The organism is Mesorhizobium sp. M0923 (assembly GCF_040319365.1).
Taxonomy (GTDB): Bacteria; Pseudomonadota; Alphaproteobacteria; order Rhizobiales; family Rhizobiaceae; genus Mesorhizobium.
This window is the reverse complement of record NZ_JAMYNW010000001.1, coordinates 312,909-327,982: the sequence shown is the minus strand read 5'-3', so window position 1 is coordinate 327,982 and position 15,074 is coordinate 312,909. Positions and strand designations below refer to the sequence as shown.

At 62.6% G+C, this 15,074-nt stretch carries 12 protein-coding genes; 4 read left to right on the top strand and 8 right to left on the bottom strand.

The annotated features are described in order from the left end of the window. Positions 1-67: 67 nt before the first annotated feature. Both NKH89_RS01560 and NKH89_RS01555 read right to left on the bottom strand, forming a co-directional pair. Positions 68-1,441 (bottom strand): PleD family two-component system response regulator, encoded by a 1,374-nt coding sequence (locus tag NKH89_RS01560; RefSeq protein ID WP_023720114.1) that lies wholly within the window; start codon positions 1,439-1,441, stop codon positions 68-70. Between the two features lie 33 nt (positions 1,442-1,474). Next, entirely contained in the window at positions 1,475-1,891 is a 417-nt protein-coding gene (locus NKH89_RS01555; protein WP_348625950.1) for a response regulator, read from the bottom strand. A gap of 173 nt (positions 1,892-2,064) precedes the next feature. On the opposite strand from NKH89_RS01555, the gene NKH89_RS01550 reads away from it, so the two are divergent. Continuing rightward, a complete protein-coding gene (locus NKH89_RS01550; protein ID WP_023720115.1) occupies positions 2,065-2,364 on the top strand; it encodes a DUF3572 domain-containing protein in 300 nt (99 codons plus the stop codon). 66 nt (positions 2,365-2,430) lie between these two features. On the opposite strand, the gene NKH89_RS01545 is transcribed toward NKH89_RS01550, so the two are convergent. Both NKH89_RS01545 and NKH89_RS01540 read right to left on the bottom strand, forming a co-directional pair. Further along, complete coding sequence (locus tag NKH89_RS01545; protein ID WP_352547351.1) at positions 2,431-3,915, bottom strand: hypothetical protein; 1,485 nt, start codon at positions 3,913-3,915, stop codon at positions 2,431-2,433. Between the two features lie 108 nt (positions 3,916-4,023). Beyond that, complete coding sequence (locus NKH89_RS01540) at positions 4,024-4,599, bottom strand: GNAT family N-acetyltransferase (protein ID WP_352855391.1); 576 nt, start codon at positions 4,597-4,599, stop codon at positions 4,024-4,026. Positions 4,600-4,667: 68 nt separating this feature from the next. On the opposite strand from NKH89_RS01540, the gene NKH89_RS01535 reads away from it, so the two are divergent. After that, positions 4,668-5,996: a DNA polymerase IV gene (locus tag NKH89_RS01535; protein ID WP_352482192.1), complete on the top strand. Its 1,329-nt coding sequence runs from the start codon at positions 4,668-4,670 to the stop codon at positions 5,994-5,996. 5 nt (positions 5,997-6,001) lie between these two features. Here the strand turns inward: NKH89_RS01535 and NKH89_RS01530 are convergent, their stop codons facing one another. Next, positions 6,002-6,508: a hypothetical protein gene (locus tag NKH89_RS01530; protein ID WP_352908348.1), complete on the bottom strand. Its 507-nt coding sequence runs from the start codon at positions 6,506-6,508 to the stop codon at positions 6,002-6,004. Between the two features lie 173 nt (positions 6,509-6,681). Here NKH89_RS01530 and NKH89_RS01525 point away from each other — a divergent pair, with 173 nt between their 5' ends. Continuing rightward, on the top strand, positions 6,682-7,563 hold the full coding sequence (locus tag NKH89_RS01525; RefSeq protein ID WP_352547349.1) for a DMT family transporter: 882 nt from the start codon (positions 6,682-6,684) through the stop codon (positions 7,561-7,563). Positions 7,564-7,572: 9 nt separating this feature from the next. Here the strand turns inward: NKH89_RS01525 and NKH89_RS01520 are convergent, their stop codons facing one another. Both NKH89_RS01520 and dnaE read right to left on the bottom strand, forming a co-directional pair. After that, positions 7,573-8,376, bottom strand: a complete 804-nt coding sequence (locus tag NKH89_RS01520; protein ID WP_352908347.1) for an ion channel — start codon at positions 8,374-8,376, stop codon at positions 7,573-7,575. Positions 8,377-8,434: 58 nt separating this feature from the next. Then, entirely contained in the window at positions 8,435-11,962 is a 3,528-nt protein-coding gene (dnaE, locus tag NKH89_RS01515; protein ID WP_352908346.1) for a DNA polymerase III subunit alpha, read from the bottom strand. 192 nt (positions 11,963-12,154) lie between these two features. Between dnaE and NKH89_RS01510 the strand changes: the two genes are divergently transcribed. Next, complete coding sequence (locus tag NKH89_RS01510) at positions 12,155-12,634, top strand: SMI1/KNR4 family protein (protein WP_352908345.1); 480 nt, start codon at positions 12,155-12,157, stop codon at positions 12,632-12,634. A gap of 422 nt (positions 12,635-13,056) precedes the next feature. Here the strand turns inward: NKH89_RS01510 and NKH89_RS01505 are convergent, their stop codons facing one another. Further along, positions 13,057-15,069: an acetyl-CoA carboxylase biotin carboxylase subunit gene (locus tag NKH89_RS01505; RefSeq protein ID WP_352908344.1), complete on the bottom strand. Its 2,013-nt coding sequence runs from the start codon at positions 15,067-15,069 to the stop codon at positions 13,057-13,059. Positions 15,070-15,074: the final 5 nt, after the last annotated feature.

Genomic DNA, 15,074 nt, shown 5'->3' with positions numbered 1-15,074 from the left:
TCGCAAATCGCTTGGATTAAGGTAAATTCGTAACCTTGTCGCGTTGACTGGCTAATTGGTGTCCGGGCTATGCCGCCTTGGCGACGACGCGATTGCGGCCGCCGCTCTTGGCCTCGTAGAGCGCGAGGTCGGCGCGTTTCATCAGCGCAGCGACCGTATCCACCCCTTTCAGCACCGACGACACGCCGACGCTGACGGTGACTTCGATCGCTTTGCCCTCGCTGCCAACGGCAAACGGCAGTTGGGCGATTTCGGCGCGAATGCGCTCGGCTACCTTTTCGGCTACCGCGCCGTCCGTGTCCGGCATCACCACCACGAACTCCTCGCCACCGAAGCGGCAGGCCAGGTCGATGCCGCGCACATTCTTGCGCAGCCGCCGCGCGAATTCGCGCAGCACGTCGTCGCCGCCGTCATGGCCATGCGTATCGTTGATGGTCTTGAAGCGGTCCAGATCGGTGATCATCACCGACAGCGGCCGGCGCCGTGCCACGGCGCGGTCGAACAGCGTCTGCAGATGGCTGTCGAGATAGCGGCGGTTGTGCAGGCCGGTCAGGGCATCGGTCACCGCCATCTCGATGGTCTGGGTGACGCTGGCGCGAAGCTGGTCGTTGTAGCGCTTGCGGCGCACCTGCGTGCGCAGCCGCGCGGTCAGCTCCTGCTGGTCGATCGGCCGCATCAGATAGTCGTTGATGCCGAGTTCGAGGCCGCGGATGATGCGCCCCTCCTCGCCCTCGTCCGCCAGAAGGATGATTGGCAGGAAACGGGTGCGATCGAGCGAGCGCAATTGCGAGCAGAGCCTCAGCGGGTCGAAATCGGCGAAGGCCGTCGAAATCATCACGCATTCGTAGGGCAACTCGGCAGCCTGAAAGAAACCGGCATGCGGATCGGTGGCGACGTCGAGATCGGCACTGCCGCGCAGCATCTTCTGGATGCGCTCGAAGGAGGATTTGCGCTCGTCGACCAGCAGCACCTTTGGCACCGCATCGTCGGCCGCGAAGTTGCGGCTCAAAAGCTCCTCGATGCCGATATTGCGCGTCGTCGAGGCACGCAGCCGCAGCTCGTCGGTCAGCGACTTCAGCCTGACCAGGCTCTTGACGCGCGTCATCAGCTGCAGATCGTTGACCGGCTTGGTCAAAAAATCGTCGGCGCCGGCCTCGAGGCCTCGCACCCGGTCCGAAACCTGATCGAGCGCGGTGATCATCACGACCGGGATGTGCGATGTCGCCGGGTCACCCTTCAGCCGCCGGCAAACCTCGAACCCGTCCATATCGGGCATCATCACGTCGAGCAGCACGACGTCGACCTTGCCGTTCTCGCAGATCTCGATCGCATCCGGCCCGTTGGTGGCGGTCAGAACCTCGAAATATTCGGCGAGCAGCCGAACCTCCAGCAGCCTGACATTTGCTGGGATGTCGTCGACGACGAGGATCCGCGCGGTCATTTCACAAAGCTCCGGCTCGGCTGGAAAGATACATCAGGCATCGCCCAGGTAGGATTTGATGGTTTCGATGAAACGCGGCACCGAGATCGGCTTGGAAATATATGCCTCGCAGCCGCCCTGGCGAATGCGCTCCTCGTCGCCCTTCATCGCGAAGGCGGTGACGGCGATGACCGGGATGACGTGGAGATCATCGTCCTCCTTCAACCATTTGGTCACCTCGAGGCCGGACACTTCGGGCAGCTGGATGTCCATCAGGATGAGGTCCGGCCTGTGCTGCCGCGCCAGATCCAGCGCTTCCAGGCCGTTGCGTGTACGCACCGTCTCGTAGCCGCTCGCTTCGATCAGGTCGCGAAAGAGCTTCATGTTGAGCTCGTTGTCCTCGACGATCATAACCTTTTTAGGCATCGATTTCCCGTCCCGGCTGGCCTTCCACTCGAAGGGTGCCGTCATGCGCCCCTTGTCGGCACGCACCAAACCTGTTCCCACTATACGGCAATATGATTGACGAAACGGAAACCGGCCGCCGGAAAAGCGGTCGGATTCCAGGTCGGCGAGCTTGCTGCCGGAAACACTTGCCACTACTGCGAAAACAGAACGATTCCGCCCACGAAGGAAAAGTAGCGATGGCAAACGCAGCGTCAATGCGCGAGGAAGCCGAAACCATTGCCGTAAAGGCGTTGGGCTTCGTCGCCGCCGATCCGGAACTTCTGCCCCGCTTCCTGGCGATCACCGGCATCGAGGCCCATTCCATCCGCCGGGCGGCCGGCGAGCCGGGTTTCCTGGCCGGCGTGCTGCAGTTCATCCTCGCCCACGAGCCGACGCTGATGCGTTTTTCGGAGGAAACCGGCACGCCGCCGGCCGCAGTGGGCAAGGCGTTGCGGGCACTGCCGCTCGGCGACGACAATCATGAGCATTCGACATAAGCCACGATGCCGAGACTGCGGGCAGATCGAAGAGCCTTCCGCAGACGATGGGCCACTGCTGGTGCTTTATGGCGTTGCCTCTTCCCCACTGTTGTCCGTCCCAACGGGGTCGGCCGGCTTCAGCATGGCGCCGTTGACCGTCACCGAACCGTCGGCTTTGGTGTTGATCACCCATTCAAGCCGGCCGTCCGGCAGCGTCTTGCCAAACCCTTTGATCGCCAGCGCGCCGGTAAAATACTGCGCGGCCTGCGGGTCCGTCTTCGCCGCCGTCTGCAAGGTCTCCACGATCTTGTCGTAGCCGGTGATGTCGATTGTCACGTCCGCACGCGGCTTCTTGCCGGGGAAGGTCATCTCGCCTTCCATCGCAATCTCGATGTTGCCGTTCTTGATCGTGCTGTGTCCGAGAATGGCCTTTGGCGTCTTGGCCAGGAAATCGGCGGAGATCTGGTTGCCGAAATCTGCCGGCAGCGGTGGATCCTTGCTGAAATCAAGGGTTTCGATGGTTTTCTTCGCCATGCTGTCCAGATCGATGTTGGCGCCGCCGAAGTTGAGGTCGATATCCGTCGGCAGCAACGCAACGCTCCAGCTGGGCAGCACCTGCTGCGGTATTGTCAGGCCGGAAACCTTGAACGCGTAGTTGATCTTGCCTTCCTTGGCGATGCCGTCCATGCCGACAGCGGTATTCAGTTGCGTCGCACCGAACTTGCCGACCGGACTCTCCACCACAAGGTCCTTGAAGCCGTAGGTGCCGTCGATCCGCTCCCACAACGGCAGTGCTGCCGTCAGAAGCGATTTGAACTCCGCCCCATCCGCCTTGAATTTGGCTGCATCATCAGTCGCCACGATGAAAGCAAGCAGGTCGAGCAGCGGCTTTGTCCGCAAACCCTTGCCGGCCGCATCCACAGAAAGTTCAGGCGCTTTTACAGCAGCCGGAAAACTCAACCCACTTTTGGGATCGTTGACTTTGATCGTTTCGGCGAAGTTCGTTATTTTTTCCGTCACCGTGAAATCGACGCCGCCGTTTGCGGATTTGGTCGAAACTATTACGGCAGTGCCAGGACCGACCGTGACATCCGCCTGCTGCTTGGGCTCTCGGGTGGTCATCGTCATGCCAGCCATCGAACCGGTTGCGCTCGCGAAAGCGGCCAGGTCGGGGTCATAAACTCCGGTGAACTTGTTGTCCGACACGGAGAAGTCGATGTGCTGCGCCCCCTCAGGGCCAACGAAATCGATAGACCCCTTCGGGGACACGTCCGCCGAAACGTCCCAGTGTCCATCTTTGCGCGGCTTGACCAAGATGAAGTAAGGCGTGATGTCGAACTTGAAGGCTTGCGGCTTTGCCATCAAATCCGTGACTGGCTTGAAGTCGAATGCGAGCTTGTAGGCATCGCCGTCGACTGAAATTTTCACGAACCCGATATCGAACAGCTTCTTTCCGATATAGCGCGCCAGATCGTCGGAAAGCTGCTTCGCCCCTTGCCTGTCGACCGCTTGGCCGAAGGCCGGTCCGCTGCAGGCAAGCAGTAAAACAAGTGGCAAAACGCGCTTCATGTCGATCCTCACTTATTCGCGGCCGTCAAACCGTTTCTATCACTGGTAGGGAATTACCATCACAACCGCAAGGCGAGCCGGACGGATCGATGTCGCCCGCGGCATTGCCTAAAGCACCAGCCGCACCAGCGGCCGGCCCGGCTTGCGCTCGACCAATCGCTGGAACCCGGCCTTTTCGAAGACCCGCGACGAGCCGACGAACAGCCCGATCGAGCGCGAATCCTTCGATAGATCGATCGGGCAGGCCTCGATCAGCCGGGCACCATTTTCCCGTGCGAAGTCGATGCCGCCTGTGACCAGGCGGTGCGACAGGCCCCTGCCGCGTGCCTTGGCGCGGATGAAAAAGCAGGAGATCGCCCAGACGCCGGGATCGGTGGCATCGGCGGGGTCGAGCGGCGCCGACCCCCTGCCCTGGTTGTTCCATTCGGGCACGTCGGCGCGCGGGCCGATCTGCATCCAGCCGACTGCCCGGCCGTCCTCGAAGGCCAGCAGGCCGGGCGGCGGCCCGGCCTCGATCCGCGCCTTGATATGATCCTTGTTGCGCTCCCGGTCGCTCGCGCGGCGCGCTGCCGGCGACAGCCGGAAATGTGTGCACCAGCAGCCGTAGCAGGCGCCTTGCTTACCGAAAAGATCTTCGAAATCCGCCCAAAGCTCGGGCACTAGCGGCGCTATGGTCGTATTCATGAGCTCTCTCCCGGCCCACCGCCTTGTCGTGGCGTCCGTCCTGACGTACCATTGCATTTGTTCTCTTTATGTTCGCAGCGATGGCGGCCCCTGTCAACAATCCCGAACACGGTTTTTGCCGCGACTGCCTGAATTTTCAGCGCAGCGAGGCACGCCGTTGCGAGCGCTGCGGCAGTCCGCGGCTTGCGCGCCATCCCGAGCTTTACCGGCTGCGCCTTGCCCATATCGATTGCGACGCGTTCTACGCGGCGGTCGAAAAGCGCGACAACCCGGCATTGAAGGACCGGCCGTTGATCATCGGCGGCGGCAAGCGCGGCGTCGTCTCCACCGCCTGCTATATCGCCCGCATCCATGGCGTGCGCTCGGCAATGCCGATGTTCAAGGCGCTCGAAGCCTGCCCGGACGCGGTGGTCCTCCCGCCGGACATGGAAAAATACGTCCGCGTCGGCCGCGAGGTGCGCGCCATGATGCAGGCGCTGACGCCGCTGGTCGAGCCGCTCTCGATCGATGAGGCCTTCCTCGACCTCGCCGGCACCGAGCGCCTGCATGGCCTGCCGCCTGCGGTGGTGCTGGCGCGCTTCGCTCTCAGCGTCGAAAAGGAGATCGGCATCACCGTTTCGGCAGGCCTGTCCTATTGCAAGTTCCTGGCCAAGGTGGCCTCGGACTTCCGCAAGCCGCGCGGCTTTTCGGTGATCGGCGAGGCCGAGGCTATCGGCTTCCTGGCCGAGCAGCCGGTGACGCTGATCTGGGGCGTCGGCAAGGCCTTTGCCGCCACGCTCGAGCGCGACGGCATCCGCACCATCGGCCAGCTGCAGCGCATGGAACGCGGCGACCTGATGCGCCGCTATGGCGTCATGGGCGACCGGCTCTACCGGCTTTCGCGCGGCGAGGACGACCGCCGCGTCGTTCCCGACCAGGACGCGAAAAGCGTCTCGGCGGAAACCACTTTCGACACCGACATCGCCTCCGTCGAGGAACTGGTTTCGGTGCTGAGGGCGCTGGCGGAGAAAGTCTCGGCCCGGCTGAAAAAATCCGGCATTGCCGGACGCACCGTCGTCCTCAAGCTGAAGACCCAGGATTTCAAGATCCGCACGCGCAATCGCCAGCTCGGCGATCCGACCCGGCTGGCCGACCGCATCTTTCAGACCGGGCTCGAGCTGCTACACAAGGAAGCGGATGGCACGAAATACCGGCTGCTCGGCATTGGCGTCAGCGATCTCTCCGACGATGACCGGGCGGACCCGCCCGACCTGGTCGACGTCAAGTCACGCAAGCGCGCCATGGCCGAAGGCGCCATCGACACGCTGCGCGGCAAGTTCGGCCGCAGGGCGGTGGAAACCGGCTATACCTTCGGCAAGGGCCGTGATGCGCACCCGCCCGAACCGATCGAGGAGTGATAGTGCTAAGTGCGCCGCAGATCGATCCGGCTGGTAATCACGCGCTCGCCGGTTTTCGGGTCGACGTCGATAACGGTCAGCCGCATGCCGTCCTCGCCATTCTTCTCGACCGTCATTTGCGCCTTGCGATCGCCATTGACCTCCTTGGCCCAGCGGATGCCGAGATTGATTGCGTTGCCTTTTCGGCTGCCGCTCAATTGCGCCGGCCCGGTGCGCGATCCGACATAGGTGCCGCTGTATTTCGTCCCGCTGGACCTGAGGTCCGCGCTGATGTCGCGCGTTACCAAAATAAGACCGCGGCAGCTGCCGTCGAGCGACAATGAGTTCGACGTCGCGTCGGAATTGAAGTGACAGGAGACATTCACCGTCGGCGCATCGGTGGTGACCTTGACGATGCCTTTGCCGGCGAAACTCCCCTGGAATGAGCGAAGAAAATCCGGATCGTCGGCATGCGCTGCGCCGGCCCCGGCCGCCAGGCAGCCGGCAAGTACAAATCGTGCGAGTGATTTCATCGGACCGCTCCTCGTTGGTATCCAAGCACAGCACGCAAACACTGAGGGACCAACGCTTCCCTCAGCGGCGGGTTCCGACTTCAACATCACTGTTTGCAACGCTTCACGGCTGGCCCAGTCAAATGCATCGGCTAGCGGTTGCGATGAAAGCGCCGGCTTGCGACATAGCGCGCATGGTACCCGCACCCTCGATCCCCAAGGCCGCGTTCTGGATGGCGCTGTCGATCGCCTCGTTCCTGGCGATGTCGGTCGCCGGCCGGGCCACGACGGCAGAGCTCAACGTCTTCCAGGTGCTCGAGCTGCGCTCGGTGATCGGCTTTTTCATCCTGCTGCCGCTGGTCATGATGTCAGGCGGTTTTGCGGCGATGCGCACCGGGCGTCCGCTGGCCCATATCGCCCGCAACGTCGTCCACTATACCGGCCAGGCTGCCTGGCTTTACGCCCTGACGCTGATCCCGCTTGCGGTGCTGATCTCGATCGAATTCACCACGCCGATCTGGACCGCCCTGCTGGCGGTCGTTTTCCTCGGCGAAAGGCTCTCCCGGCCACGGCTTGCGGCAATCGTGCTGGGGCTGATCGGCGTGGTGATCATCGTGCGTCCGGGCGTCGGCGCGGTCAATCCGGGGCAGGTTATCGTGCTGGGAGCCGCGGTCTGCTTCGGCGTCTCGGTGGTCCTCGTCAAGTCGCTGACGCGGACGGACAGCGTCGTGCGCATCATCTTCTGGATGCTGATCATCCAGTCGGTGCTTGGCCTCGTCCCGGCGCTGTACGAATGGCGCAACCCGCCGCTCGAGCTCTGGCCGTGGATCCTGCTGATCGCGTTTACCGGCATGTCGTCGCATTTCTGCATGGCCCGCGCACTTGTCTATGCCGATGCGACGGTCATCTCGCCAATGGACTTTTTGCGCGTACCGCTGTCGGCGGTGATCGGATGGCTGCTTTATCACGAGCAGATCGACGCCTTCACCGCCGGCGGCGCCCTGCTGATCCTGCTCGGCAATCTGCTCAATCTGCAGAAAAAAGCCGCCAAACCGGCTGAGGTGGCAGCATCGTAGCCCTGCAATTCAATCGCCATCGTCGGGTATGTTCAGAACGTGCCCACAGGCCTTGCAATGGACGGCGTCGGGCTCGTGCCGCTGCAGCCCGCATTGCGGGCAAGGAAAGAACACCTTGGTGGGACGGAAGAGCGCCTGCGCAAGCCTGACGAACAGCGATATGCCGATGATCATGGTGGCGATCGCGGTGAGCTTGCCGGCCACGCCGGGCAGGACGATGTCACCGAAGCCGGTCGTGGTAACTGTGGCGACGGTGAAATACAGCGCATCGACATAGCCCTCGAGACCGCCCACGGTGCGGAAGAAGAAGGTGTAGACGAAGCCGGTGATGACAAAGAGGAACGTCAGGAAATTGATGACCGCGCGGCTCGCCTCGCGCCATCGCCTGAAGCCGCGCATCTCGAGAAATCGCCACAGCGCGCCGCTACGCGACAGCGACCACAGCCGCAGGATGCGCAAAAAACCGAGATTGGCCAGCGCCGTAGGCATCAGCAGAGTCAGCAGGATGAAGGCATCGATCCACGACGCCGGCTGTTTCATCAGGCGCAGCATGTCGTTGGAGGCAAGCAGCCGGGCAATCATGTCGGCGGCGACGAGTGCTGCCACGGAGTAGTCCAGCCAGAGGAACGAGGACGACTTCTGTATCACCGGCGTGGCAATAAAAAAGGCAATGATGGCGAGGTCGATGACAACAGCCGCAAGCTGAAACCGGAACGCCGCCGCTGTGCGCCCGTGATATAGCTTGCGCAGCATGTCGCGGAGCCGCGCCAAGGCTGAAGAATCCTGCGCTCCACTCTTGTCTATTGCATTCATGGCGACTGCGATAACGTTTGGGCCACCAGCCGTCCAGTGTTGCCAGCCGGGCAGCCGGCTACACCAGCTCCACTTCCACCACGCCTGGCACAGCGCGCATCGCCGACGCGATCTGCGGCGAGACGCGGTAGCGGTTGGGCAACTCAATCTCGACCTCGCCCTCGCCGCCTTCCTTGATGACGATGATGCTCACCTGACTGTCGCCACGCTGCCCAAGTTGCGATTGGATTGTCGATGCCGGTGCGTCATTTCTGACGAAGATGCGCAGCGCTTTCTGGATGCGGCTTGCCTCGTCCTCCAGCGACTGCACGGTCTGGATGCGCAGATTGACGCCTTCCGGCCTGTCCTCGGCCGAAACGGTGATCACCACCGAGCGGCCGGGTTCGAGCAGGTCGCGGTATTGTGCCAGCCCCTCCGAAAACAGCACCGCTTCATACTGGCCCGACGTGTCGGAAAACTGCACGACGCCCATCTTGTTGCCGGTGCGCGTCTTGCGTTCCTGCTTGGTGGTGACGGTACCGGCGAGCCGGCCGGCGGCAGCACCGCGTTTGACGGCGGCCGAAAACTCGCCCCAGGTCTGCACCCGCATTTTCTGCAGCGCCGCCTTGTATTCGTCGAGCGGATGCGCCGAGAGATAGAATCCAACCACCTGGAATTCGCGATGCAGGCGATCGGCGGCGAGCCAGGGGTCGGTCGCCGGCAGGTTGAGTGCCCGCGACTGTGCGCCAAGCGAAGCGCCAAAAATGTCATGCTGGCCGGTGACGGCATTCTGCTGCGCCAGCGATGCCAGCCCCATCATCCGCTCGACGCCGGCCATCATCGCCGCGCGGTCGTGGCCGAAGCAGTCGAGCGCGCCAGCCATGATCAGGCTTTCGAAGACGCGCTTGCCGACGATCTTCGGATCTACCCTTTCGCAGAAATCGGCGAGGCTCTTGAACGGCTTTTCGCCGCGCGTGGCGACGATGTGCTCGACCGCCGCGTCGCCGACGCCCTTGAGCGCGGCCAGCGAATAGAAGATGCGGTTCTCGCCGACCTCGAAATCCCGGAACGACGTCATCACCGATGGCGCCACCACTTCGATGCCGAGACGCAGCGCATCCTGGCGGAAATCGGCGAGCTTGTCCGTATTGCCCATGTCGAGCGTCATCGATGCGGCCAGGAATTCGACCGGGTAATGCGCCTTCAGATAGGCGGTCTGGTACGACACGACGGCATAGGCGGCAGCATGCGATTTGTTGAAACCATAGTCGGCGAACTTTGCCAGCAGGTCGAAAATGAAGTCGGCTTGCGGCTTGCCGACGCCACGCTCGACCGCACCGGAAACAAAGCGCTCGCGCTGCTTGTCCATCTCGGCGCGGATTTTCTTGCCCATGGCGCGGCGCAGCAGATCGGCTTCGCCTAGCGAATAGCCGGAAAGCTCCTGCGCGATCTGCATCACCTGTTCCTGGTAGACGATGACGCCTTGCGTCTCCTTGACGAGATGGTCGATCTTCGGGTGGATCGACGCCATCTCCTCCTCGCCGTGCTTTCTGGCGTTGTAGGTCGGGATGTTCTCCATCGGCCCCGGCCGGTAGAGCGCGACCAGCGCGATGATGTCCTCGATACAGTCGGGCCGCATGCCGATCAGCGCCTTGCGCATGCCGGCACTTTCCACTTGGAACACGCCGACCACCTCGCCGCGCGACAGCATGGCGTAGGTTTCCGGGTCGTCGAGCGGAATGTGGGCGAGATCGATCTCGATGCCGCGGCGGCGGATCAGCTTGACCGCCCTGTCCAGCACGGTCAGCGTCTTCAGCCCAAGGAAGTCGAATTTCACCAGCCCGGCCTGCTCGACATACTTCATGTTGAACTGTGTGACCGGCATGTCCGAGCGCGGATCGCGGTACATCGGCACCAGTTCCCACAGCGGCCGGTCGCCGATGACGATACCGGCGGCGTGCGTCGAGGCGTGGCGGTAGAGACCTTCCAGTTTCTGCGCCGTGTCGAGCAGCGTTTGCACGATCGGCTCCCGCTCGGCCTCTTCGGCAAAGCGCGGCTCGTTGGCGATGGCGTCGGCGAGCTTGACTGGATTGGCCGGGTTCGACGGCACCATCTTGCTCAGTTTATCGACCTGACCATAAGGCATCTGCAGCACACGGCCTACGTCGCGCAGCACCGCGCGCGCCTGCAGCGTGCCGAAGGTGATGATCTGGCCGACCTGGTCGCGGCCGTATTTCTGCTGGACGTAGCGGATGACCTCCTCGCGCCTGTCCTGGCAGAAGTCGATGTCGAAGTCGGGCATCGACACGCGGTCGGGATTGAGAAAGCGCTCGAACAGCAGCGAAAAGCGCAGCGGATCGATGTCGGTGATAGTCGTCGAATACGCAACCAGCGAGCCGGCGCCCGAACCGCGGCCCGGCCCGACCGGAATGCCTTGCGCCTTGGCCCATTTGATGAAGTCGGCAACGATCAGGAAATAGCCGGGATATTTCATCTTCTCGATGACCCCGAGCTCGAAATCCAGCCTCTCGCGATACTGGTCGGCCGTGTAGCCGGGTGTGAGCCCATGCGCCGCCAGCCGCGCGTCCAGCCCTTCATGCGCCTGCCGGGCAAGCTCCTGCGCCTCCGCTTTAACCGCTGCGTCGGCGTCGGCGACATCGCGGCCGGCAAAGCGCGGCAGGATCGGGTTGCGGGTCTTCGGATAGTAGGAGCAGCGCAGCGCGATCTCGACGGTGTTGTCGATTGCTTCCGGCAGGTCGGCGAACAGCCTCGCCATATCGGCCTGGCTTCGCAGGAAGTGGTCGGGTGAAAGGCGGCGGCGATTGTCGGCCGCAACCACGGAGCCTTCGGCGATGGCGATCAGCGCGTCATGCGCCTCATAGTCTTCACGAGAAAAGAAAAACGCCTCGTTGGTGGCAACCAGCGGCAGATCGTGGCGGTAGGCGAGGTCGACCGACGACTGCTCGATCGTGCGGTCGTAGCCGGACACGCGCTCCAGCTCGACATAGAGCCGGTCGCCGAACAGGCCCTTGAGCGCCAGGAGCCGGGTCTCGGCGAGTTCGCGGCGGTCCTCTTTCAAGGCATTGCCGATCGGGCCTCGCGGCCCGCCCGTAAGGCAGATCAGACCGTCGGAGTGGCCCTGCAGCATCTCGGTCGTCAGATGCACCGCTTCGCCGGGCGGTGTCTCGAGGTAGACGCGGCTGACCAGCCTGACCAGATTGCTGTAACCGGCCTCGGTTGCGGCGATCAGTACGACGGGCCGCATCTCCGGTCCTTGCCGCCTGCGGTCGCGCTGGCTGTCGCTCGCCTCGCCGGAAAAGGCGAGGTCGATCTGGCAGCCGATGATCGGCTGGATGCCGTCCTTCCCGGCTTTCTGGGCGAATTCCAGCGCGCCGAACAGATTGTTGGTATCGGTGACGGCTATTGCCGGGCATTCATCCTGCACGGCATGGCCGACGATCTTGCCGAGTTGCAAGGCACCTTCGAGCAGCGAATAGGCCGAATGCACGCGCAGATGAATGAACCGACGCGCCGCCTGCTCCGCCCGCGACGCCTTTGCATAGGCCTCGCGCAGCAAGGGATCGCGTGGAAGTCTCTCATCCGCCATGGTTTTTTCGCGCCGCCTCACAAGGACTCAGTCGATGAAGATATATTGTCCGGCACCGGGTAACACGAGTCCAGCGGTAGTGATCAGGCCGAGAACCGATAAACCGGAGTCCACCGAGATGGCTTGGGGAAAGCTGGCGTTGCCATGCGTTCCCAAGCTGCTTAGCCTATTCCGTGTTGTAAGGTAGCGCGCATGTCACTTTCGCGATTCGTTGAGAAGTGGACCACCCCTGCATATCCCCCTGACTCAGTCTCCGAGGAGGATTTGGGTGCTGCTGAGCAGCAGCTAGGCGCCCACTTTCCCGAAGACTATCGAAAGGCAGTACTTGACGTCGGGTTGCCTCGGCCCACGATCGCGCTTTTAAACGCGATCGTCGAGCGTAAACTGGATCTGCATGATCTTGCTAACTTCTATTCTCCGAAGGAGATAGTCGAGGAAACGCTTGGCTGGCGTGAAATCGGGATGCCTGACCAGCTTGTAGCTATCGCGAGCGATTCGTTAGGAAACAAGTTCTGCTTCAATGCAGACCAGCTTGGCGGTGAAAGCGCCGATATGCGGGCAATTTGGTTCTTCGATCACGACTTTGGAACCGTTGATGAGGTTGCGCCAAGTTTTCATGCCTGGATTGACGCCTTTTGCGAGGTTGAGCCGTGGCACGAGGAGCCGAGCTAAATCCGCAGCAACCACCACGTCAGTCGAAGCCCGAAAACAAAAACCCGCCTTGGCGGGCGGGTTGGAGCCAATTAGCACCATACCCAAATTAGTAGCATAGCTGCCGGCACAAAGCAAGAACAAAATACGGCGCGACGGGGAAAATGCGAATTCCTCGCGGCCTCGCCTTGTCCCTCCTCCACTGAGCGTGCCCAACCAATTGCAAGGTCGCGTTCCTTCGCGCCCCCCTCTGTCCTGCCGGACATCTCCCCCACGAGGGGGGAGATTGGCCATCATCTCGGCTTTCGCCAATTTCCAACGTTGCAGGAGCGAGCGAGGCGCCGAGGCTGCCAATCTCCCCCCTGGAGGGGGAGATGTCCGGCAGGACAGAGGGGGGCGCTGTCCCGCCAACTTCTGAAGGGCGTCGAGGGCGGGTTTCAGCCTCACGCGAATTCCATGATCACCGCGTCGACGGCAAGGCTGTCGCCGGGCTTGGCGTTGAGCTTCGAGACGATGAGATCGCGCTCGGCGCGCAGCACGTTTTCCATCTTCATCGCCTCGACCACGGCCAGCGTCTCGCCGACCTTGACCTCCTGCCCCTCGGCAACGGCGATCGATACGACGAGGCCGGGCATCGGGCAAAGCAGCATCTTCGAGGTATCCGGCGCCACTTTTTCCGGCATCAGCCTTTCGAGCTCGGCGGTGCGCGGCAGCATGGCGCGGACTGTCACCGACATGCCTTTCCAGGCGATGCGGAACCCGTTCAGCACCGGCCTGACCTGCGCCGCGACTTTGCGGCCGCCGACCTTGCCGCGCCAGATGGGATCGCCCGGCCGCCAGTCGGAGGTCACCCTCAGTGCCTTGTCGCCGTCGATTGTGAGGTCGAGCTCCATCGGAATGGAAATCATGCCTTCGACGATGGCGACCGAAAGATAATCCCGGCCGATCTTCACCGCCCAATCGCGTTTCAAGGCGCCGGAATGCGGCGCCAGCCGCCCGCCCAGCCGGTCGAGCCGGTCGCGGCGCAGCAGTTCGACCGCGGTGGCGATCGCGGCCAGCACCGCTTTCTCCTCGGCGTCTGGCACGATCGGCGCGAAGCCGTCTGGGTATTCCTCGGCGATGAAAGCGGTCGATATCAGCCCTTCCCGCCAGCGCGGATGCTGCATCAGCGCCGCCAGGAACGGTATGTTGTGCTCGATGCCGTCGACAACGAACCTGTCCAGCGCTTCCGACATCGCATCTATTGCCGCAAGCCGTGTCGGCGCCCAGGTGCACAGCTTGGCGACCATCGGATCATAGAACATCGAGATTTCCGAGCCTTCGGTGACGCCAGTATCGTTGCGGATGACTATTTCGCCAAATTGCCCCTCTTCCGGCGGCCGGTATCTCGTCAACCGGCCAATCGACGGCAGAAAGTTGCGATACGGGTCTTCGGCATAGAGGCGGCTTTCCACCGCCCAGCCGTTCAGCTTGATGTCGCCCTGTTTGATGGCGAGCTTTTCGCCGGCCGCCACGCGGATCATCTGCTCGACCAGGTCGATGCCGGTGACCAGTTCCGTCACCGGATGCTCGACCTGCAAGCGCGTATTCATTTCCAGGAAATAGAAGTTCTTGTCGCTATCGACGATGAATTCGACCGTGCCGGCGCTCTGGTAGTCGACCGCCTTGGCCAGCGCCACAGACTGCTCGCCCATGGCTTTGCGGGTCTTGGGATCGAGGAACGGCGACGGCGCCTCCTCTACGACCTTCTGGTTGCGGCGCTGGATCGAGCATTCGCGCTCGCCGAGATAGAGCGTGTTGCCATGCGCGTCGGCAAGCACCTGGATTTCGATATGGCGCGGATCGACGATGAACTTCTCGATGAAGACGCGGTCATCGCCGAACGAGCTTTTGGCTTCCGAGCGCGCCCGGTCGAAGCCGTCGCGCACCTCGGCCTTGCTCCAGGCGATGCGCATGCCCTTGCCGCCGCCGCCGGCCGAGGCCTTGATCATCACGGGATAGCCGATTTCGCCGGCGATCTTTTCGGCATGGGCGACGTTTTCGATGACGCCAAGCCAGCCGGGCACCGTCGAAACCTTGGCCGCGTTGGCGAACTTCTTCGATTCGATCTTGTCGCCCATTGCCTTGATGGCCTTGGGCTTCGGGCCGATGAAGACGATGCCTTCCTGCTCCAGCGCCTCGCAGAAGGATGCCCGCTCGGACAGGAAACCGTAGCCGGGATGCACGGCCTCGGCCCCTGTCGCCTTGCAGGCGGCGATGATCTTTTCCGGGGCCAGATAGCTTTGCGCGGCGGGAGAAGGGCCGATATGCACCGCCTCGTCAGCCATTTCGGCATGCACGGCATCGCGGTCGGCGTCGGAATAGACCGCGACGGTGGCGATGCCCATCTTGCGCGCCGTCTTGATCACACGGCAGGCGATCTCGCCACGGTTGGCGATCAGGATCTTTGTGAACATGCAGG

Coding starts and splice junctions, on each gene's coding strand:
- NKH89_RS01555 (WP_348625950.1), bottom strand. CDS start 1,891: ATGACGGCACCCTTCGAGTGGAAGGCCAGCCGGGACGGGAAATCGATG.
- dnaE (WP_352908346.1), bottom strand. CDS start 11,962: ATGGCGGATGAGAGACTTCCACGCGATCCCTTGCTGCGCGAGGCCTAT.
- NKH89_RS01520 (WP_352908347.1), bottom strand. CDS start 8,376: ATGAATGCAATAGACAAGAGTGGAGCGCAGGATTCTTCAGCCTTGGCG.
- NKH89_RS01560 (WP_023720114.1), bottom strand. CDS start 1,441: ATGACCGCGCGGATCCTCGTCGTCGACGACATCCCAGCAAATGTCAGG.
- NKH89_RS01550 (WP_023720115.1), top strand. CDS start 2,065: ATGGCAAACGCAGCGTCAATGCGCGAGGAAGCCGAAACCATTGCCGTA.
- NKH89_RS01530 (WP_352908348.1), bottom strand. CDS start 6,508: ATGAAATCACTCGCACGATTTGTACTTGCCGGCTGCCTGGCGGCCGGG.
- NKH89_RS01525 (WP_352547349.1), top strand. CDS start 6,682: ATGGTACCCGCACCCTCGATCCCCAAGGCCGCGTTCTGGATGGCGCTG.
- NKH89_RS01545 (WP_352547351.1), bottom strand. CDS start 3,915: ATGAAGCGCGTTTTGCCACTTGTTTTACTGCTTGCCTGCAGCGGACCG.
- NKH89_RS01510 (WP_352908345.1), top strand. CDS start 12,155: ATGTCACTTTCGCGATTCGTTGAGAAGTGGACCACCCCTGCATATCCC.
- NKH89_RS01505 (WP_352908344.1), bottom strand. CDS start 15,069: ATGTTCACAAAGATCCTGATCGCCAACCGTGGCGAGATCGCCTGCCGT.
- NKH89_RS01535 (WP_352482192.1), top strand. CDS start 4,668: ATGTTCGCAGCGATGGCGGCCCCTGTCAACAATCCCGAACACGGTTTT.
- NKH89_RS01540 (WP_352855391.1), bottom strand. CDS start 4,599: ATGAATACGACCATAGCGCCGCTAGTGCCCGAGCTTTGGGCGGATTTC.